17 protein-coding genes are annotated in these 20,012 nt (G+C 75.5%); 15 read left to right on the forward strand and 2 right to left on the reverse strand.

Annotated elements, in window-relative coordinates; all coding sequences use genetic code 11:
- The first annotated feature begins 114 nt into the window (after positions 1-114).
- From EJK16_RS08120 to EJK16_RS08155, 8 genes are all read left to right on the forward strand, one after another.
- Positions 115-2,565: a sodium-translocating pyrophosphatase gene (locus EJK16_RS08120; RefSeq protein ID WP_127128166.1), complete on the forward strand. Its 2,451-nt coding sequence runs from the start codon at positions 115-117 to the stop codon at positions 2,563-2,565.
- A gap of 44 nt (positions 2,566-2,609) precedes the next feature.
- The gene (locus EJK16_RS08125; protein ID WP_127128168.1) at positions 2,610-3,341 is read left to right on the forward strand and encodes a histidine phosphatase family protein; all 732 of its coding nucleotides are present in this window, start codon (positions 2,610-2,612) and stop codon (positions 3,339-3,341) included.
- Positions 3,338-4,204 carry an NAD(P)H-hydrate dehydratase gene (locus EJK16_RS08130; protein ID WP_127128170.1) on the forward strand — a complete coding sequence of 289 codons (867 nt, stop codon included), beginning with the start codon at positions 3,338-3,340 and terminating at the stop codon, positions 4,202-4,204. The genes EJK16_RS08125 and EJK16_RS08130 overlap by 4 nt, the downstream gene beginning before the upstream one ends.
- Before the next feature lie 158 nt (positions 4,205-4,362).
- Positions 4,363-5,139, forward strand: a complete 777-nt coding sequence (locus EJK16_RS08135; protein WP_127128172.1) for a hypothetical protein — start codon at positions 4,363-4,365, stop codon at positions 5,137-5,139.
- Entirely contained in the window at positions 5,136-5,396 is a 261-nt protein-coding gene (locus tag EJK16_RS08140; protein ID WP_127128174.1) for a hypothetical protein, read from the forward strand. The genes EJK16_RS08135 and EJK16_RS08140 overlap by 4 nt, the downstream gene beginning before the upstream one ends.
- A 46-nt stretch (positions 5,397-5,442) precedes the next feature.
- Positions 5,443-7,224, forward strand: a complete 1,782-nt coding sequence (locus tag EJK16_RS08145) for a methyltransferase (protein ID WP_240645871.1) — start codon at positions 5,443-5,445, stop codon at positions 7,222-7,224.
- A 108-nt stretch (positions 7,225-7,332) separates the two neighbouring features.
- Positions 7,333-8,190, forward strand: a complete 858-nt coding sequence (locus EJK16_RS08150) for an SDR family oxidoreductase (protein ID WP_127128176.1) — start codon at positions 7,333-7,335, stop codon at positions 8,188-8,190.
- A 32-nt stretch (positions 8,191-8,222) separates the two neighbouring features.
- The gene (locus tag EJK16_RS08155) at positions 8,223-8,924 is read left to right on the forward strand and encodes a YqjF family protein (RefSeq protein WP_127128178.1); all 702 of its coding nucleotides are present in this window, start codon (positions 8,223-8,225) and stop codon (positions 8,922-8,924) included.
- 16 nt (positions 8,925-8,940) lie between these two features.
- Here EJK16_RS08155 and EJK16_RS08160 read toward each other — a convergent pair whose 3' ends face one another.
- Together EJK16_RS08160 and EJK16_RS08165 are read right to left on the reverse strand one after the other, a co-directional pair.
- Positions 8,941-10,527, reverse strand: coding sequence for a cell wall metabolism sensor histidine kinase WalK (locus EJK16_RS08160; RefSeq protein WP_240645872.1), 1,587 nt, complete (start codon positions 10,525-10,527; stop codon positions 8,941-8,943).
- A 2-nt stretch (positions 10,528-10,529) separates the two neighbouring features.
- The gene (locus tag EJK16_RS08165) at positions 10,530-11,300 is read right to left on the reverse strand and encodes a response regulator transcription factor (protein ID WP_127128180.1); all 771 of its coding nucleotides are present in this window, start codon (positions 11,298-11,300) and stop codon (positions 10,530-10,532) included.
- A gap of 175 nt (positions 11,301-11,475) precedes the next feature.
- Between EJK16_RS08165 and EJK16_RS08170 the strand changes: the two genes are divergently transcribed.
- The 7 genes from EJK16_RS08170 (at position 11,476) to EJK16_RS08200 (ending at position 19,926) form a co-directional block, all read left to right on the forward strand.
- A complete protein-coding gene (locus EJK16_RS08170; protein WP_127128182.1) occupies positions 11,476-11,799 on the forward strand; it encodes an STAS domain-containing protein in 324 nt (107 codons plus the stop codon).
- A 41-nt stretch (positions 11,800-11,840) separates the two neighbouring features.
- Positions 11,841-12,971: a hypothetical protein gene (locus tag EJK16_RS08175; RefSeq protein WP_127128184.1), complete on the forward strand. Its 1,131-nt coding sequence runs from the start codon at positions 11,841-11,843 to the stop codon at positions 12,969-12,971.
- A 110-nt stretch (positions 12,972-13,081) separates the two neighbouring features.
- Entirely contained in the window at positions 13,082-13,939 is an 858-nt protein-coding gene (locus EJK16_RS08180) for a phosphatase PAP2 family protein (protein ID WP_127128186.1), read from the forward strand.
- Between the two features lie 124 nt (positions 13,940-14,063).
- On the forward strand, positions 14,064-16,844 hold the full coding sequence (gene topA / locus EJK16_RS08185; protein ID WP_127128188.1) for a type I DNA topoisomerase: 2,781 nt from the start codon (positions 14,064-14,066) through the stop codon (positions 16,842-16,844).
- Positions 16,845-16,906: 62 nt separating this feature from the next.
- Entirely contained in the window at positions 16,907-17,956 is a 1,050-nt protein-coding gene (locus EJK16_RS08190) for a Gfo/Idh/MocA family protein (RefSeq protein WP_127128190.1), read from the forward strand.
- A 78-nt stretch (positions 17,957-18,034) separates the two neighbouring features.
- Complete coding sequence (gene tmk, locus EJK16_RS08195; RefSeq protein WP_240645873.1) at positions 18,035-18,754, forward strand: dTMP kinase; 720 nt, start codon at positions 18,035-18,037, stop codon at positions 18,752-18,754.
- The gene (locus tag EJK16_RS08200) at positions 18,751-19,926 is read left to right on the forward strand and encodes a DNA polymerase III subunit delta' (protein ID WP_127128192.1); all 1,176 of its coding nucleotides are present in this window, start codon (positions 18,751-18,753) and stop codon (positions 19,924-19,926) included. Before tmk ends, EJK16_RS08200 begins: the two co-directional genes overlap by 4 nt.
- Positions 19,927-20,012 lie beyond the last annotated feature (86 nt).

The raw sequence follows: 20,012 nt of genomic DNA on the forward strand, positions 1-20,012 counted from the left end.
CCGGCAAGCCCGTTTCCTGGGCCACGCCCCCCAGACGCGGGTAGGCTCCCGTGACACCTGCCGCCCGGCCACCACTGACGCACCGGGCGCCTTCTGCACTGCCTTGGAGGGCGGATGCTCGAGCTGGGGGCCACGAGCCTGGTCATCGTCGGAACCATCGCGGGGATTGCGGTCGTCGCGCTCGTCATCGCCGTCGTGCTGCGCCGCCAGGTGCTCACGGCCGGCGAGGGCACACCACGGATGCAAGAGATCGCGGGCGCCATCCAGGAGGGTGCCCGCGCCTACCTGCGGCGGCAGTTCCGCACCCTCGCCATCTTCGCCGTCGTCGTCTTCGGGCTGCTCTTCCTCCTGCCGGCCGACGGCGGGATCAAGCTCGGCCGGGCGATCGCCTTCCTCTTCGGCGCCGGTTTCTCCGCCGCGATCGGCTACCTCGGCATGTCGCTCGCCGTGCGCGCGAACGTGCGGGTCGCCGCGGCGGCGACCCAACCGAACGGCCGCGCCGAGGGGGCGCGGATCGCGTTCCGCACGGGCGGCGTGGTCGGCATGTGCGTGGTGGGCCTGGGCCTGCTGGGCGCCTCCGGCGTCGTGCTCATCTACCGGGGCGACGCCCCGGCCGTGCTCGAGGGCTTCGGCTTCGGCGCGGCCCTGCTGGCGATGTTCATGCGGGTCGGCGGCGGCATCTTCACCAAGGCCGCCGACGTCGGCGCGGACCTCGTGGGCAAGGTCGAGCAGGGCATCCCCGAGGACGACCCCCGCAACGCCGCCACCATCGCTGACAACGTGGGCGACAACGTCGGCGACTGCGCCGGCATGGCCGCGGACCTCTTCGAGTCGTACGCCGTCATGCTCGTGGCCTCCCTCATCCTGGGCAAGGCGGCGATGGGCGAGCAGGGCCTGATCCTGCCGCTGATCGTCACCGCGATGGGGGCCGTCGTCGCCGTCCTCGGCGTCGTGATCACGCGGGTGCGCGGCAACGAGTCCGGGCTGCGCGCCATCAACCGCGGGTTCTACATCTCCGCGCTCGTCGGCGTGGTCCTCGCCGCCGTCGGCGCCTACGCCTACCTGCCCGCGACGTTCGCGGCGATCCCCGGCGTGAGCGAGGAGCTGAGCACCCACACCGGCGACCCGCGGCTGACCGTCTCCCTCGCCGTCCTGATCGGCGTCGTCCTCGCCGGGATCATCCTGTGGCTCACCGGGTACTTCACCGGCACCACCGCCACGCCCACGCGCCGGGTGGCGGCGACCTCCCGCACCGGCGCGGCCACCGTGGTCCTCGCCGGCATCGGGGTGGGCTTCCAGTCCGCGGTGTACACGGCGGGCATCATCGCCGCCGCCATCTGCGGCGTGTTCCTCCTCTCCGGTGGGTCCACCTGGCTCGCCCTGTTCCTCGTCGCCCTGGCCGGCTGCGGCCTGCTCACCACCGTCGGCGTCATCGTGGCGATGGACACCTTCGGCCCGGTCAGCGACAACGCGCAGGGCATCGCCGAGATGTCCGGCGAGGTCGACGAAGCCGGCGCGCAGGTCCTCACCGACCTCGACGCCGTCGGCAACACCACGAAGGCCGTGACCAAGGGCATCGCCATCGCGACGGCGGTGCTCGCGGCCACCGCCCTGTTCGGCTCCTACGCCGACGCCGTCGCGCAGGCGCTCGCCGAGATCCGCGACGCGGGCACGCAGGCCGCCGACGGCCTCATCGGCGCGATGCTCAGCTACGAGATCATCTCCCCGGTCACGCTCGTGGGCGTGATCCTCGGCGGGGCCACCGTGTTCCTCTTCTCGGGCCTCGCGATCGACGCCGTCACCCGGGCCGCGGGGGCGATCGTCTTCGAGGTGCGCCGCCAGTTCCGGGACAACCCGGGGATCATGACCGGCCAGACGCGGCCCGAGTACGCCAGGGTCGTGGACATCTGCACCCGCGACTCGCTCAAGGAGCTGGCCACGCCCGGGCTGCTCGCGGCCTTCGCGCCCATCGCCGTGGGCTTCGGCCTCGGCGTCGGCCCCCTGGCCGGCTTCCTCGCCGGCGCGATCGGCGCCGGCGTCCTCATGGCCGTCTTCCTCGCCAACTCCGGCGGGTCCTGGGACAACGCCAAGAAGATCGTCGAGGACGGCCACTTCGGCGGCAAGGGCTCGCCCGCGCACGCGGCGGTCGTCATCGGCGACACGGTCGGCGACCCCTTCAAGGACACCGCGGGCCCGGCGATCAACCCGCTGATCAAGGTGATGAACCTCGTCGCGCTGCTCATCGCGCCCGCCGTCGTCCAGCTCTCCGTGCCGGCCGGCGCCAACCACGGGGTCCGCATCGGGATCGCCCTGGTCGCCGCGGCGATCGCGTTCGGTGCCGTCCTCGCCTCCCGGCGGCGGGCGGGCCGCACCGACCACGAGCACCGGAGCGACGCGCACGCGGCGCCCGCGCCGGTCCACCACGCCGAGGAGGAGAGCAGCACCGCGGCCGTCCCCGCGTCGACCGAGCGCCGGTCCGTGACGGCAGCGACGGAGGCGACGCCGGCGCCGGCGAGCCGGCCCGTGACCGCGACGCCGCGGGGTGAGGAGCACGCGCCCCGGTGAGGGCACGCCGCGCGTCCGGCCCCGCGGCGTCATAGGTTCTGGCCATGGGTGCCACTGAGCTGCTGCTGGTCCGTCACGGGGAGAGCGCCGGCAACGTCGCCGCGAACCGCGCCACGTCGTCGGGCGCCGAGACCATCGAGGTCCCAGCCCGCGACGCCGACGTCGAGCTGTCCGAGAACGGGACCGAGCAGGCGCGGGCGCTGGGGGCCTGGCTGCGTGACCTGCCCGCGGGCCGCACCCCGCAGGCGGTGTGGTCCTCGCCGTACCGCCGGGCCAGCGACACGGCCCGCACCGCCCTGGGCGAGGCCGGGCTCGACCTGCCCGTGCACCTGGACGAGCGGCTGCGCGACCGCGACCTGGGCATCACCGACACCCTGACCTGGGCGGGCGTCCAGGCCCGCTACCCCGAGGAGGCGCGCCGGCGCGAGTGGCTCGGGAAGTTCTACCACCGCCCGCCCGGCGGGGAGTCCTGGGCGGACGTCGCGCTGCGCGTCCGGGCCGTCCTGGCCGACCTCGAGCGGCAGGAGAGCCACGAGCGGCTCATGGTGACCTGCCACGACGTCGTCATCCTCGTCTTCCGCTACGTCTGCGAGGGGTTGGACGAGGCGGGCGTCCTCGAGATCGCCCGCACCCAGGGCGTGCGCAACGCCGCGGTGACCCGGCTCGTCCGCACCGACGGCGAGTGGCAGGTGGCTGACTACAACCTCGACACCCACCTCGCCGAGAGCGCTGCGAGGGTCACCGCGGAGCCGAGCGTGTCGGAGCGGGACGCATGAGCACCGAGCCGATCACCCCCACGCTCCTGCGCGGCTGGGCGCTGCCGTCGCCGAGCGGGTCGAAGTACGGGCGCGGGCAGGTGCTCGTCGTGGGCGGCGCGCGGGCCACGCCCGGCGCGGTGCTGCTGGCGGGGCTGGCGGCCCTGCGGGTGGGCGCCGGCCGGCTCTCCCTGGCGGTCGCGTCCTCCGTCGCGGGCACCCTCGCGGTCGCGGTGCCCGAGGCGGGCGTGCGCGGCCTGCCGGAGGACGACGGCGGCGACGTGCGCGGCACCGGGCTCGGCGTGATCGCGAGCGACCTCGAGCGCGCCGACGCCGTGCTGGTCGGCCCCGGCCTGGGCGAGCCCGAGGGGGCCCGCGCGCTGCTGACCGGCCTCGCCGCCCGCATGCCCGAGACCACCCCTGTGCTGCTGGACGCCTTCGCCCTGGGCGTGCTGCCCGGGTTGGGCGAGGTGCGCGAGGCCCTGCACGGTCGGCTCGTGCTGACCCCCAACCTCGCGGAGGCCGCCCGGCTGCTGGAGGTCGAGGAGATCGACGACGACGACGTGCAGGACGCCGTCGCCGAGCTGGCGGAGCGCTACGGCGCCGTGGTTTCCTGCCGCGGCCTGGTCAGCGACGGGGACTGGATGTGGGAGGCGACCACCGGTCACTCGGGGCTGGGCACCTCGGGCAGCGGCGACGTGCTGGCTGGCGCCATGGCCGGCCTGATCGCCCGGGGCGCCGGGGCCGCCCAGGCCGCGGTGTGGGGGACCCACCTGCACGCCAGCGCCGGGGACTCGCTGACCGCCAGCGTCGGGAAGGTGGGGTTCCTCGCCCGCGAGCTGCTCGACGAGCTCCCGCGGCTGCTCCACGAGCTGAGCGCCTGATCCGCCCGCGCCGGCCGGGGTAACGCGCCAGTAACGGCCCCACCGTACGGTCAGCCGCGCACCCGCGGCGGGGCGTGGACGGCACGAGCTGCGCCCGCCCGGGCTGACTGTGCCGCCGGGCTCGGCCGCATGCCGCACCCGCGGGGAGGTGGTCCGCGATGGCCAGGGCAGGTTCCCCGGAGCCGGTCCGCGCTCACCGGCCCGTGGACGATGTCGGCGTCCCGGCCCTGCGGTCCGCCGACCGGGCGATGCTGCGCCTGGGCGCCGTGGCGATCGTGGCCGGGATCGTGCTGCAGGTCGTCATGGAGGCGCTGCACCCGTCCCGAGAAAATCCCAACGACTCCGCCGCGGCCTTCGCGGAGTACGCCCGCTCCGGCGTGTGGACGGCGGTCCACATCGGACAGTTCCTCGCCGCGCTGCTCATCGTCCTGGCCCTCGTCGCCCTGGCCGGGTCCCTGGCCCGCCAGCCAGGGACGGCCGGCGCGCTCGCGATGGTCGCCCGGGTCACGGCGGTGCTGGTCGCCGGGGTTTTCGCCGTGCAGATGGCCGTCGACGGCGTCGCCCTCAAGGCCGCGATCCACGCGTGGCTCGCCGCGCCGGCGGCCGACAGGGCGGCGGCGTTCCTCGTGGCCGAGGGCGTCCGCGCGCTCGAGAAGGCGCTCAGCGGCTTCTTCCATCTCCTCAACGGCACGACGCTGCTGGCCCTCGGACTCTCCATGACGCTCGGCCGCAGCTACAGCCGGGGGCTTGGCGTGCTCGGCGCCGTCGCCGGCCTCGCCCTCCTCGTCGGAGGAGTCGTGACGGCACACACCGGTTTCTCCATGGCCGCGGGGCGGGTGCTGCTGCCGGCGACCGTCCTCACCTTCCTGTACCTGCTCGGCGCGAGCGTCGCGATGTGGCGGCACGGCACGGCGGCCGCGCAGAGCCCGTCATGAACGTGGTGGCCCAGGTGTTCGCGGGTCTGACGGCCGTCATGCTGCTCGTGGTCGGCGTGCTGGAGATCGCGTGCCACGGTGATCAGCGGCTCCACAGCATCTTCCTGATCCGCCCGCAGGACGTGCGGGCGGTGGGCGGTCAACGTCGGCGCCTACAACCTGTGCTTCGGCGTGGCTCCGAGCACCGGCTCTCGCTCAGCGCCCTCGGTGAGAGCATCCCACCCGCCATAGCTCTGGCCGCCATGCTCCTCACCTGAGGCCGGCGGCCACGAACGCGCGACGGCGCTCCTTAGGCTCGTCCCCATGGATCCCCGCCCGAGCAACGCCCCCGCAGGCCCGCCGTCCGGTGCTACCGGCCACACCCGCGCCGCCGGCAGCGCCGGCCCGCCCGCCGGGAGCGCCGCCCCGCCCGCCGGGAGCGCCGCCCCGCCCGCCGGCACCGCCGCGCAGCTCGGCGCGCTGCGAGGGGACCTCGCCCCGTTCACCGTTGACGGCGTCGCGGAGCTCCTCGGTGACGTCGCGGGCGCCGCGCTGCGCCGGGAGCAGCGGGTGCCCGCCGTGCGCACGGCTCGCGCCGCGGAGGGACCCGTCGCCACCCTGCTGCGGTTGTTCATGCTCGGCGACGACGTCACCCGAGGCGAGCTGGCCGCCGCGCTACCCGCCACGACAGCCGACGGCGCGGCGGCGCTCGGGCTGGTGACCGCCGCCGGCCACGGTGACGACGACCCCGTGCGCGCCCTCGTGGACCTGCGCCCCTACGGCGCCACCGACGCCGCGGGCACGGCCCACTGGTGGGTGGCCTCCGACCTCGGCGAGCTCGCCACCGCCGCGCCCCTGCACGCCGACCACGTGCTCGGCATCGGCGGCGCGTCGATCACGCTGGCCCAGCTCACCGTGCGGGACCCACGCCGGCGCACCCTCGACCTCGGCACCGGCTGCGGGATCCAGGCCCTGCACGCCACCCGCCACAGCGCCGCCGTCGTGGCCACCGACATCTCGGCGCGCGCGCTGGCCTTCGCCGGCTTCAACGCGGCCCTGGCGGGGGAGTGCCTGGACCTGCGCGCCGGGTCGATGCTCGAGCCGGTCGACGGCGAGACCTTCGACCTGGTCGTGTCCAACCCGCCATTCGTCATCACCCCGGCCGCCGCCTACGACGCCGGCCTGCCGCTCATGGAGTACCGCGACGGCGGGCGCGGCGGCGACGACCTGGTGCGCGACCTCGTCGCCGGCGTCGGCGCCCATCTCGCCCCGGGCGGGGTGGCCCAGCTCCTCGGCAACTGGGAGCACCACGAGGGCCAGGACTGGCGCGAGCGCGTCCTGGGCTGGCTCGAGGCCTCCGGCCTGGACGGCTGGGTGGTCCAGCGCGAGGTCCAGGATCCCGCCGAGTACGCCGAGCTGTGGCTGCGCGACGGCGGGCTGCGCGCCGACCTCGACCGCGGCGCCTACGAGGCGGCCTACGCCGCCTGGCTGGGGGACTTCGAGGCCCGCGGCGTCGAGGGCGTGGGCTTCGGGTACGTGGTGCTGCACCGGCCCGACGACGCCGGTCCCGCCGGGTCCCCGCGGTCCCCCTGGAAACGGGTCGAGGAGGTCACCGGGCCGGTCCGCCAGCCCCTCGGCGGGCACGTCGCCGACGTCCTGGCCACGCGCGCCTGGCTCGCCGGCCTCGGGATCGGCGGCGAGCCGGGGGGCCGGTCCGGCGGCCCCGGCCGCGGCGATTCGGCCGGCGGCGCGGTTCTCAGCGGCCCGGCCGGCGCTCCCGGCCGCAGCGGCCCGGCCGGGCTCGGCGCGCTCACGGCGCAGCGCCTGGTCGTGTCCGGGGACGTCACCGAGGAGCGGTACCTGGCGCCCGGCGAGCAGGACCCGCAGGTGCTGCAGCTGCGCCAGGGCGGGGGCCTGGGCCGGGTCGTGCGCCCGGGCACGCTCGTGGCCGGGGCCGTCGGGGCGTGCGACGGGGACCTGACCCTCGGGCAGATCATCGGGGGCCTGGCCGCGCTGCTCGAGGTGCCCGCGGACGACGTCGCCGCCGAGGTCCTCCCCGCCGCCCGCGACCTGCTCCTTGACGGCTTCCTCCACCCGGCGCCCTGACCGGGACGCCATCCGCCCGTGACCGGCAGGGCCCCGGCGTGCCGCCCGCGTGCCCCTGTGCGCCCGTCCCCGGATGCGTCCTCCGGCCCGGCCCAGCACGATGGCGTCATGGCTCCCGAGACACCGAAGATCCCCGCGCAGCAGCAGGAGTGGCCCGGCAGCGCGGAACAGCTGCGGCCGGCGCCCGACCACGGCGAGAGCGGCTACACCGGCCGCGAGCGTCTCGTCGGCAAGAGGGCCCTGATCACCGGGGGTGACTCCGGGATCGGCCGGGCCACCGCGATCGCGTTCGCCAAGGAGGGCGCCGACGTCGCGATCGCGTTCCTGCCCGAGGAGCAGGCCGACGCGGACGAGACGAAGCGGCAGGTCGAGGCGGCGGGGCGCACCTGCGTGCAGCTGCCCACCGACCAGCGCACCGAGCAGGCGAACATCGACCTCGCCGCAGGGGCGGTGCGCGCCCTCGGCGGGATCGACGTCCTCGTCAACAACGCCGGGTTCCAGATGGCTCAGGAGTCGTTGGAGGACTTCCCCGGCGACCAGATCGAACGCACCTTCGCGACCAACGTCTTCTCGACCTTCTGGCTCACGAAGGCGGTGGCCCCCGAGATGCAGCCGGGGTCCGCCGTCCTGAACACCACCTCCATCCAGGCCTTCGACCCCTCCGAGCCGCTGCTCGACTACGCCGCCACGAAGGCGGCGCTGAACAACCTCACCGTCAACCTCGCCGCCCAGCTGGGCCCGAAGGGCATCCGCGTCAACGCGGTGGCCCCGGGACCGATCTGGACCCCGCTGATCCCCTCGACGTTCCCCGACTCGAAGGTCGAGGGCTTCGGGGAGAACACGCCGCTGGGCCGGGCGGGGCAGCCCATCGAGGTGGCCGCCGCGTTCGTCTTCCTCGCGAGCGACGAGGCGAGCTACGTCTCGGGCACCGTCCTCGGCGTGACCGGTGGCAAGGCCGTGTTCTGACGGGCGGGGGCGCCGGGGGCGGGAGAGGCGCCGTGACCGGCCGGCTCCCTGACCAGCCCGTGACGCTCGCGCTCACCCTGCAGCGCTGGCGGGACCTGACCTTCCTGCACTGGCGCGCGGACCCGGCCGTGATCGCGGCCCTGCTCCCGCCCGGCCTGGAGGTGGACACGTTCGACGACGCCGCCTGGCTCGGGGTCACGCCCTTCGTCATGGACGACGTCCGGACCCCCGGGACGCCGGCGGTGCCGCACCTCTCGCGCTTCCCCGAGGTGAACCTGCGCACCTACGTCCGGGCGGCCGACGGCGCCACGGGCATCTGGTTCTTCTCCCTGGACTGCGCCCGGCTGCCGGTGGTCGCCGCGCTGCGCACCCTCGGCCTGCCCTACCGGTGGGCCGAGATCGAGGTCGAGCCCGACGTCGGACGCATCGCCTACCGCAGCCGCCGCCGGCAGGGCGGCATCCGGATGCAGGCCGCCGTGATCACGGGGTCAGCGGTCTCACCCGGCCCGCTCGAGAACTTCCTCACCGGCCGGTGGTCGGCCTTCACCCGGCGGGCGGGGCGCCTGTGGCGGGTGCCCGTCGAGCACGACCCCTGGCCGCTGCACACCGCGACGGCGCGCGCCGACGTCGGCCAGCTCTTCGCGGCGGCGGGCCTGCCGCCCCCGGCGGGTGGCCCCTTGGCGCACTTCAGCCCCGGCGTGTCGGTGCGCATCGGCGTCCCCCGGCCGGTGTGACCGGGACGCGCGCGCCTCACGCCGCGGGCAGGGTGACGGTGAAGACGGTCCGGCCCGGCTCGCTGTCCACCCCGACACGGCCGCCGTGCGCGGCCACGACCGCCTGCACGATCGCCAGCCCCAGCCCCGTGGACCCCGTGGGCCCGGTGGCCCGCGACCGGCCGGCGTCGGCGCGGGCGAAGCGCTCGAAGAGGGTCCCGCGCACCGCGGCGGGGACGCCCGGCCCGTCGTCGCGGACCTCGACGACGACGTCACCGCCCACCGTCCGGACGCCGGTGACGACCGTCGTCCCGGGCGGGGTGTGCACGCGGGCGTTCGCGAGCAGGTTGACGAGGACCTGCTGCAACCGGTGCTCGTCGCCGACGACGACCGTGCGCCCGTCGTCGCCTCCCGTGGCTGCCGCCTGCGCGCCGTCCCAGCCGGTCTCGTCGCCGGCGTCGCCGGGGGCGCCGTCGCCGTCGGTGAGGGGCAGGTCCAGGTGCCAGCGGTGGTCCGGCCCGGCGGCGTGCGCGTCGGAGACGGCGTCGACCGCGAGGGCGGTGAGGTCGACCTCCGTCTGGTCGAGGGACCGGCCGGCGTCGAGCCGGGCGAGCAGCAGCAGGTCCTCGACCAGCTCGGTCATGCGGCGCGCCTCGGACTCCACGCGGCCCACCGCGCGCACCACCTCCTCGGGCAGCTCCCCGGGGCGGCGCCGAACCAGCTCGGCGTAGCCGCGGATCGAGGCGAGCGGGGTGCGCAGCTCGTGGCTGGCGTCGGCGACGAACTGGCGCACCTGGGTCTCGCTGCGATGGCGGGCGGCGAGCGCCCCCTCGACGTGGCCCAGCAGCTGGTTCAGCGCCGTGCCCACCTGCCCCACCTCCGTCCTCGGGTCGGTGTCCGCCGGGGCGACCCGCTCGGCGAGCGCGACCTCGCCGTGGTTGAGGGGCAGCTCGGAGACCCGGGTGGCGGTGGCGGCCACGCGCTCGAGCGGGCGCATCTCCCGGCGCACCACGGCGGCGCCGACGGCGGCCGCGAGCGCCAGGCCCACGGCGGCGACCACCGCCTCCGTCCCGACGTAGCTGCGCACGGTCGTGGTGAGGTCCGCGGTGGACAGGCCGGTGAGGACCGTGTCCCCGTCCGGCCGGGAGGCGGCGAGGACCCGGTAGGAACCCAGACCCGGCACGTCGACGGTGCGGGGCCCCACGCCGACGGGCACGGCGGTCAGCGCCGCCTGCTGCCCGGTGGAGAGCGTGCGGAGCTCGCCAGACCTGTCGATGAGGCCGGAGCGGACCACGCCGTCGCGGACCGAGACGCTCAGCGTGCCGACGCGCTGCCCGAGGGCGCGGAGACCGCCGGGCGGCCCGGGTGACGGGTTGCCGGCCTCGTTGGGCTCGCGCTCCTCGCCGGACTCGTGCCTGCGTGCGTGCTCGGTGGCCCGGCCGCTGGCGGCCACCAGCTCGGTGTCGAGCTGGTGGAGCAGGGAGTCGCGCAGCCGCAGCGTCGAGAAGACCCCCATCATCGCCGCCACCCCGGCGACCAGCGCGAGAACGACCACGACCAGGCGCCGGCGGAGCGTCCAGCTGCGCCGTCCCGGCCGGTGGGGTGGCCGCGGGGAGGCCGTCACGGTCACGAGGTCACGAGGTCACGAGGTCGCACGCTGGCGCCGTCGGCGGGCTTGAGCACGTAGCCCACGCCCCGCAGCGTGTGGATCATCGGGGCGCGCCCGACGTCGATCTTGCGCCGCAGGTAGGAGATGTAGAGCTCGACGATGTTGGCGTGGCCGCCGAAGTCGTAGCTCCACACGCGGTCGAGGATCTGCGCCTTGGACAGCACCCGGCGCGGGTTGCGCATGAAGTAGCGGAGCAGCTCGAACTCGGTGGCCGTGAGGCGGATCGGCTCGCCGGCCCGGGCCACCTCGTGGCCGTCCTCGTCCATGGTCAGGTCGCCGACGGCGAGCACGGAGGGCTCCCGGGCCGCCGCCATCTGGCCGGTGCGGCGCAGCAGCGCCCGCAGCCGGGCGACGACCTCCTCGAGGCTGAACGGCTTGGTCACGTAGTCGTCCCCGCCCGCCGTCAGGCCGGCGACCCGGTCCTCGACGGCGTCCTTCGCGGTGAGGAACAGCACGGGCAGGAGCGGGTTGGTGACGCGGAACCGGCGCAGGACGTCGAGCCCGGACATGTCCGGGAGCATGATGTCGAGCACCACCACGTCGGGCTCCAGGCTCCGCGCGGCCTTGATGGCGCTGAGCCCGTCGAGGGCGGTGCTGACCGTCCAGCCCTCGTAGCGCAGGGCGGACGCCAGCAGCTCCGCCAGCATGGGCTCGTCGTCGACCACGAGGGCGCGCACGGGGGAGCCGTCGGCGTGCGTGAGCGGTTCGAGGGCGTCGGTGGCGGTCATGGCGCCCATGGTGCGAGCCCCGCCTGTGCGGGTCCTGGCACGAACCTGTGAAATGTCTGTGGCCTGCACGGCGGGCCGCCTCACCGGGTGCCTGCCGCTTCCCAGGCTCCACCCAGGACGTCGTCGCACGGTAGGCACGTGGCCGGCGCCGCGCCGACCCGGAAGGAGGAGCGTGATGCGCGTCACGACGGCGCCCGCACGAGGTGATGCCCCGGCGGCATCCTGGCTGACGGCCACCATCCGGCCCGCTGGGGTCCTCGCCCGCGAGGACGCCCCGCGGCTGCGGGACCTGCTGGAGGCACTGGCCGCGTCGGCGTCGCTCGTCGTGGTGGACCTCGGCGCGGCCCGCCTGCTCAGCACGGCGGCCGCGGCGGCGATCGAGGACGCCGCCGACGGTCTCGAGCGGCGCGGCGGGTGCCTGCTGTGCGTGGGGGCCGACCAGGCCTCGCGCCGCTGCCTGGCGTCGGTCGGGGCGCGCGCGGTCGTCCTCGACGGGTAGTCCGATGCGGACGGGAGCGCCGGACGACGGATGATGATCGCGTGCTTCCTCCCCGGCCTCTGCGCGCGCCGCACCCGACATCACGCCTCGCTCACCCGCCCCGCCGGGGCTGGCTGCGCCGCACCTGGGCGCGGCACCCCCGGGCCGCCCTGGCGATTCGGGCAGCCCTGGCCGCCGCGCTGGCGTGGGCGGTCGGGCAGGCGATCCCGGGCCCGACGGCGCAGTACCCGTACTACGCGCCACTCGGCGCCGTCATCGCCACCACCTTCAGCCTGGCCGGCTCGGTGCGGGAGTCGTTGCAGGCCGTCGCCAGCATCGGCCTGGGGGCGTTCATCGCATTCGGGGTGGGGGCCGTCGAGGCGCAGGCGGGGATGCTCGCGGTCTTCGTGGTCGTGGCCCTGGGGGTGCTGGTCGGCGGGTGGCGCCTGCTCGGTGACATGGGGTCGTGGGTGACGACGTCCGCCCTGTTCATCCTCATCATCGGCCGGGACGACCCGGTGGGTTACATCGGCGCCTACACCGGGCTCACCCTGCTGGGCGCGGCCATCGGCATCGCGGTGAACGTCGCCTTCCCGCCGCTGCCGCTCGCCCCCGCCCAGCTGGCCCTGACCCGCGTGCGCCGCGTGCTCACCGAGCAGCTCCATCACCTCGCCGACGGGCTCGACCGCGGGGAAGCGCCGGCCTCGGGGGAGTGGGACAGCCATCGCCGTTCCCTCGATCCCGCGATGTGGGCGATGCGTGAGGCCCTCCACGACGCCGCCGAGGCGCGCCGGTGGAACCGGCGGACCCGCCGCTACGACGTCGCCATCGAGCGGCAGGACCGCCAGGCGAGTGCGCTCCAGCGCGCGGCGCTGCTCGTGGAGGACCTCAGCGACGTCGTCGTCGAGGAGGACCTGGCGGGACTGGAGCGCCCCGCGCTCGGCCCGCGCCTGCGGCCCGCGGCGGCCCGCGCCCTGCGCCTGCTCGGCGACGTCCTCGCGCAGGTGGAGGGCAGGGAGGAGGAGACGGAGGAGGTCAGGCGCGCCAGGGAGGCGCTGGACGCGCTGGCGCGGGAGGTGGTCGCCGCCGAGCGCGACGCCGGCCCGCACCTGGTGGCCGCCGGCCTCGTCGTGTCCGTGCGCCGCTGTCTCGAGGCCGCCACGGACCCGCCGCGCTTCCGGGTCGCGGGCTGAGACCCTCCCGCCCGGCGCCCGGCGTCCGCCCGGGACCCTTGCCCGCCCGGGGAGCGCCACCGGAGCCCCGTACCCGAAACGCGGTGACCCGCGCCGGTTACGGTGGTCGGATGACCGAGACCCTCCTCGTGCACGCACCCCGCTCGGACCTCGCGCGCCGCGCCGGCGGGCTCGTCCTCGCGGCGCTCGCGGCCGCCGCCGTCGTGGCGGTGTGGTGGTTCTTCGTCACCACGCACACCGGCCGGTCCCTGGACGACGTCGCCTACGTGGGCTCGCGCATCGGGCGTGGCCGGCTCTCGGACTACGCGCAGGCGGTGCTCGACGTCGTCTCCGTCCCGCTCCTCGTCCTCGTTATCGCCGTCACCACGGTCGTGGCGGCCCTGCGGCGGCAGTGGCTCCTCGTCCTCGGCGTCGGGGCGATGGTCGGCGCGATGAACCTCACGACGCAGGTCCTGAAGTACCGGGTCTTCACCCGACCGGACCTGGACGACCCGGGCACCTTCGACGCCAACACCCTGCCCAGCGGGCACACGACCGTCGCGGGCTCGGTCGCGGTCGCCGTCCTGCTCGTCGTGCCGCCGCGCTGGCGGTGGCTCGCCGCCCTGGTGGGTGCCGGCTACACGGGCCTGACCGGGCTGGCCACGATGATCAACGGGTGGCACCGGGCCTCCGACGTCGTCGCCGGCGTCCTGGTCGTCGCCGCCTGGGCGCTGCTCGCCCAGGCGCTGGCCGGGCCGGGCGACGCCGACGGGCGCACGCGCGCCGTCATGAACCTGCTGGGGCTCGTCGGCGCGGGGGCCGCCGTCGTGGCGGGCCTCGCGCTCGTCGTCACGCGGTGGGCCGACGCCGACCCGTCGCGTGTGGAGCGCCTGCTCGCCTACGGTGGCGCCAGCATGGGTGTGCTCGCGGTGGTGTGCCTGGCCACCGCCGCGATGCTGCTCGTGGGGACCCGGAAGGCGCGGCGCTGACCGCGCCCCGTCCCCACAGGGCGGGCGGGCCGGACTCACCACCTGTCGCACCGACGATGTACGGTCACCCCGGAACCCGTGGCCGGTCAACCAGACGGCCAGAAACTGATGTGAGGTAGTCCGCGTGCCCAGCTCTCGCAAGCTCGTGATCGTCGAGTCGCCTGCCAAGGCGCGCACCATCGGCGGCTACCTCGGCCCCGACTTCGAGGTCGAGGCCAGCGTCGGTCACATCCGCGACCTCCCGCAGCCCTCGGAGCTGCCGGCGGACATGAAGAAGGGCCCCTACGGCAAGTTCGCCGTCGACGTCGAGGGCGACTTCGACCCGTACTACGTGGTCGACGCGGACAAGAAGAAGAAGGTCGCCGAGCTCAAGCGGGCCCTGAAGGACGCCGACGAGCTCTACCTCGCAACGGACGAGGACCGCGAGGGCGAGGCCATCGCCTGGCACCTCCTCGATGTCCTCAAGCCCAAGGTCCCCGTCAAGCGGATGGTCTTCCACGAGATCACCAAGGAGGCCATCACCCGCGCCCTGGAGAACACCCGCGAGCTGGACACGCGGCTCGTCGACGCGCAGGAGACCCGCCGCATCCTCGACCGCCTCGTCGGCTACGAGGTCTCCCCGCTGCTGTGGCGCAAGATCAAGCCGGGCCTGTCCGCCGGGCGCGTGCAGTCGGTCGCGACCCGGATGGTCGTCGAGCGTGAGCGTGAGCGCATGGCGTTCCGCTCGGCCTCCTACTGGGACGTCAAGGGCACCTTCACGGGCGGCCCCGCGGACGACCGGGGCCAGTTCGTCGCCCGGCTGGTCACCCTCGACGGCAAGCGCGTGGCCACCGGCCGCGACTTCGGTGACGACGGCCGGCTGAAGAAGGCCGCCGCGACCGTCGGCACCGTGCACCTGGACGAGGTTCGGGCCACCGAGCTCGCCGGCGCCCTCGAGCGCGCCGACGCCCGGGTCGCGTCGATGGAGACCAAGCCGTACACGCGCCGCCCGGCCGCGCCGTTCACCACCTCCACGCTCCAGCAGGAGGCCAGCCGCAAGCTGCGGATGAGTGCGCGCGAGGCCATGCGCACCGCGCAGGGGCTGTACGAGAACGGCTACATCACGTACATGCGAACCGACTCCTCGGCGCTGTCCGGGCAGGCCATCTCCGCCGCCCGCCGCCAGGCCGCGGAGCTCTACGGACCCGAGTACGTCCCCGGCAAGCCGCGCGTCTACGCGAGCAAGGCCAAGGGCGCGCAGGAGGCCCACGAGGCCATCCGGCCCGCGGGGGACTCCTTCCGCACCCCGGCGCAGGTGGCGGGCCAGCTCACCGGCGCGCAGTTCAAGCTCTACGAGCTCATCTGGAAGCGCACCGTCGCCTCGCAGATGGCCGACGCCAGCGGCTCCACCGCCACCGTGCGCCTGGCCGCCGAGCCCGTGCTCGACGGCGGCGCCCGCACGGCCCAGGCCGAGCTGACGGCGTCGGGCACGGTCATCACCTTCCGCGGCTTCCTGGCCGCCTACGAGGAGGGCCGCGACGCCGACCGCTACGAGAGCTCCGAGAAGGAGACCCGTCTCCCGGTGCTCGCCGAGGGCGACGCCGTGGCCACCGACCAGGTCACCGCCGAGGGGCACGAGACGACCCCGCCGCCGCGCTACACCGAGGCGAGCCTGGTCAAGGCCATGGAGGAGCGCGGCATCGGCCGCCCGTCCACCTACGCGGCCACCATCTCCGTCATCGTCGACCGCGGGTACGTGGACCGCCGCGGCCAGGCCCTGGTGCCCACCTGGCTGGCCTTCTCCGTGGTGCGCCTCCTCGAGGACAACCTCCCGCGGCTGGTGGACTACGACTTCACCGCCGAGATGGAGTCCGACCTCGACCGGATCGCCGACGGCACCGAGGACCGGGTGGGCTGGCTCACCCGCTTCTACCGCGGCGAGAACACGGAGGAGGCGCCCGGGCTCAAGGAGCTCGTCGACGGCCTGGGCGACATCGACGCCCGCGCGGTGAACACCATCGACATCGGTGACGGCATCAGCCTGCGCGTGGGCCGCTACGGGCCCTACCTCGAGACCGCCGGCACCGACGGCGCCGAGGGCCAGCGCGCCAGCGTGCCCGACGGCGTCGCCCCCGACGAGCTGACCGTGGCCAAGGCCCACGAGCTGCTCGCCGCCGGCGCCGACGACGGCCGTGAGCTGGGCACCGACCCGGCGACCGGGCACACCATCATCGGCCGTAACGGCCGCTACGGGCCGTACGTCACCGAGGTCCTGCCCGACGACGAGGACGACGCCGGGTCCGCCGCCGGCGCCGAGCCGGCCGGTCCCGAGGCCCCCGCTGCCCCGGGCGCGAAGAAGAAGCCGGTCAAGAAGAAGGTCGTCAAGGCCAAGCCCCGCACGGCGTCGCTGTTCGCGTCCATGCAGCTCGACAGCGTCACGCTGGAGGACGCCCTGCGCCTGCTGTCCCTGCCCCGCGTGGTCGGCACCGACCCCGAGGGCGTGGAGATCACCGCGCAGAACGGGCGGTACGGGCCCTACCTGAAGCGGGGCACCGACTCGCGGACGCTCGCCTCGGAGGACCAGCTCTTCGACATCACGCTCGAGGAGGCGCTGGCGGTCTACGCCCAGCCCAAGCGCGGGCGCGGCGCCACCGCCAAGCCGCCGCTGCGCGAGCTCGGCGACGACCCGGTCACCGGCAAGCCCGTGGTGGTCAAGGACGGGCGCTTCGGCCCCTACGTCACCGACGGCGTGACCAACGCGACGCTCCGCAAGGACGACGCCGTCGAGGACATCACGCCCGAGCGCGGGTTCGACCTGCTCGCGGAGAAGCGCGCCAAGGGGCCGGCCAAGAAGCCCGCGCGCAAGCCCGCGGCGAGGAAGCCGGCCGCGAAGAAGCCGGCCGCGAAGAAGGCCGCCGCGAAGTAGCGGGTGGCCGGCCCGGCGCCAGGCGGCGGCGTCGACCCCTGCGGGGTGTCTACCCTGGGCACATGAGCCATCTGGCGGCGACGCCACCCTCCCTGCCCGCGCCGGCCGACCCGCTGGAGGCGCCGCCCCTGCGCTGGGGCATCCTCGGCGCCGGGGGCATCGCCGGGCGGTTCGCGCGCGAGGTCCCGAGCCGCTCGCGCCAGCAGATCGTCGCCGTCGCCTCCCGGGACCAGCAGCGCGCGGACGCCTTCGCCGCGACACACGGCATCGGGCGCGCCTACGGCAGCTACGAGTCCCTCGTCGGCGATCCGTACCTCGACGTCATCTACGTGGCGACCCCGCACAGCTTCCACCACCGGCACGCCCTCCTCGCGCTCGCGGCCGGCAAGCACGTACTGGTGGAGAAGGCGTTCACGCGCAACGTCGCCGAGGCCCGGGAGGTCTTCGACACCGCCCGGGAGCGCGGGCTGTTCGCCATGGAGGCCATGTGGACGCGTTTCCTGCCGCACATGGTGGCGCTGCGCGCCGTCGTCGAGTCCGGCGCGCTGGGGGAGATCCTCGCCGTGGGCGCCGACCACGGGCAGCGCCTGGACACCGTGGAGCGCCTCCTCGCGCCCGACCTGGCCGGCGGCGCCCTGCTGGACCTGGGCGTGTACCCGCTCTCCTTCGCGCACAGCCTGCTCGGCGCCCCCGCCACCGTCCACGCCGCCGGGTCGCTCACCGACGTCGGCGTCGACTCCCACGAGGCGGTGACCCTGACGTACGAGAGCAGCCGCGCGATCGCGGTGAGCACGTCGAACATGTGGGCGCGCAGCGCCACCACCGCGTCGGTCGTGGGCACCGACGCCCGGATCGACGTCGCTGGGCCGTTCTTCCAGCCCACGACCTTCGTGCTGAGCCCCATCCACGGGGAGCCCTGGCAGTGGCCGCCGACCGCCGAAGGTCAGGCCGTCGACCCGGGCGGCTTCGAGTACCAGGCGGCGGAGGTCGCCCGGGCGGTGTCCGAGGGGCGCCAGGAGTCGGCGACCATGCCGTGGCAGGCCACGCTCGAGGTGATGGCGACGATGGACGAGGTGCGCCGGCAGCTCGGCGTCGTCTACCCGGGGGAGTGAGGCGGTGACGCCCGGGGAGTGACGGCGACGGCACGGACCGTCGGCGGCGATGTCGGCGCGGCTGGTTACGCTGGCCAGGTGAACGCCCAGCCCCCCGCCGCCCCCGCGCCCGTCCCGACGGCGCACCCGCTGCCGGGCTGCTTCGTCGCCCTCGAGGGCGGTGACGGCGCCGGCAAGACGACGCAGCGCGAGCTGCTCGGCGGCTGGCTGCACAGCCTCGGCCACGAGGTCGTCCTGACCCGGGAACCCGGCGGCACCGAGCTCGGCCAGGTCCTGCGCGACGCCGTCCTCCACGGCGGCCACGTCGACCCGCGGACCGAGGCGCTGCTCTACGCCACCGACCGCGCCCACCACGTCCACCAGCTCGTGCTCCCCGCCCTCGAGCGCGGGGCGGTGGTCGTCACCGACCGCTACCTGGACTCCTCGGTCGCCTACCAGGGCGCCGCCCGGGACCTCGGCGCCGACGAGATCCGCGCGCTGTCCCTCTGGGCCACCGAGGGGCTGCTGCCGGACCTGACCGTGCTCCTCGACCTCGACCCCGCCGTCGGGGCCGCCCGCCGCACCGGCGCCCCCGACCGGATCGAGCGCGAGTCCGCGCAGTTCCACCGGCGGGTACGCGAGCACTTCCTCGCCCAGGCCGGCGCCGAGCCCGACCGCTACCTCGTCCTGGACGCTTCGCGGCCGCCCCAGGAGCTGCACGCCGCCGTGCGTGCGCGCCTGGCCCCGCTCCTGCCCCTGGTCACCGCCGTGCCCGTGGCCGACCCGGCCGACCTCCCGGACGTCGAGGTGTCCCGATGAGCGTGTGGGACGACGTCGTTGGCCAGGAGCAGGTGGTCGAGACGCTGCGCGCCGCCGTCCTCGCCTCCCGGCAGGCCGGCTCCGAGGACGCGTCGGCGCGGGCCATGACGCACGCCTGGCTCATCACCGGACCGCCGGGGTCGGGCCGGTCCGTCGCCGCACGGGCCTTCGCCGCGGCGCTGCAGTGCACGGACCCGGGCGAGCCCGGGTGCGGCCACTGCCACGGCTGCACGACGTCGCTGGCCGGCACGCACGCCGACGTCACGCTCGTCGGCACGGAGAAGGTCATCTTCAGCATCGACGAGATCCGCCCGCTCGTCTCCCAGGCGCAGCGAGCGCCCTCGCAGGGCCGGTGGCGCGTGATGCTCATGGAGGACGCCGACCGCATGGTCGAGCGCACCTCCAACGTGCTGCTCAAGGCCATCGAGGAGCCGCCGCCGCGCACCGTGTGGCTGCTGTGCGCCCCGAGCCCGGAGGACGTCCTGACCACGATCCGCTCGCGCTGCCGGGCGGTCCACCTGCGCGTGCCCGACCCGGCCGCGGTGGCCGAGCTCCTCGTGCGCCGCGACGGCATCGACCCCGCGGTGGCGCTGTCCTCCGCCCGCGCGGCGCAGTCGCACGTGGGCCTGGCCCGGCGCCTGGCGCGCGACCCCGCGGTGCGCGAGCGCCGGCGGCGGCTGCTGGCCGTGCCCACCACCATCCGCGGCGTCGGCGACGCCGTGCTCGCCGCCGCTGACCTCATCGAGCTCTCCGCCACGGACGCCAAGACGGCCACCGAGGAGCGGGACGCCGCCGAGAAGACGTCGCTGCTGCGCACCCTCGGCGCCGAGGCCGGGACACGCCTGCCGCCGGCGCTGCGCTCCCAGGTCAAGCAGCTCGAGGAGGACCAGAAGCGCCGCGCCACCCGCGCCCAGCGTGACGTCCTCGACCGGGCGATGGTGGACCTGCTGTCGATGTACCGGGACGTGCTCGTCGTCCAGATCGGCGCCGACGTCGAGCTCGTCAACACCGACGTCGCGGAGCAGGTGCGTCAGCTCGCCGGCTCCTCGACGCCGGAGCAGACGGTGCGCCGAATGGACGCCGTCGGGGTGGCGCGCGAGCGCCTGTCCGGCAACGTCGCGCCCCTGCTCGCCGTCGAGGCGATGATGGTGGCCCTGCGGCCGCAGGGCTGAGCCGCCCGCCCGCCCGCGGGTCCCTCGCCGCGGGCGGGCGACACGCCCGCGGGCCGCCCGCCCGCGGGGCCGGCGCGGCGCGGACC

Origin of the sequence: Georgenia sp. SYP-B2076, assembly GCF_003991205.1 — a bacterium.
Classification (GTDB): domain Bacteria; phylum Actinomycetota; class Actinomycetes; order Actinomycetales; family Actinomycetaceae; genus Georgenia.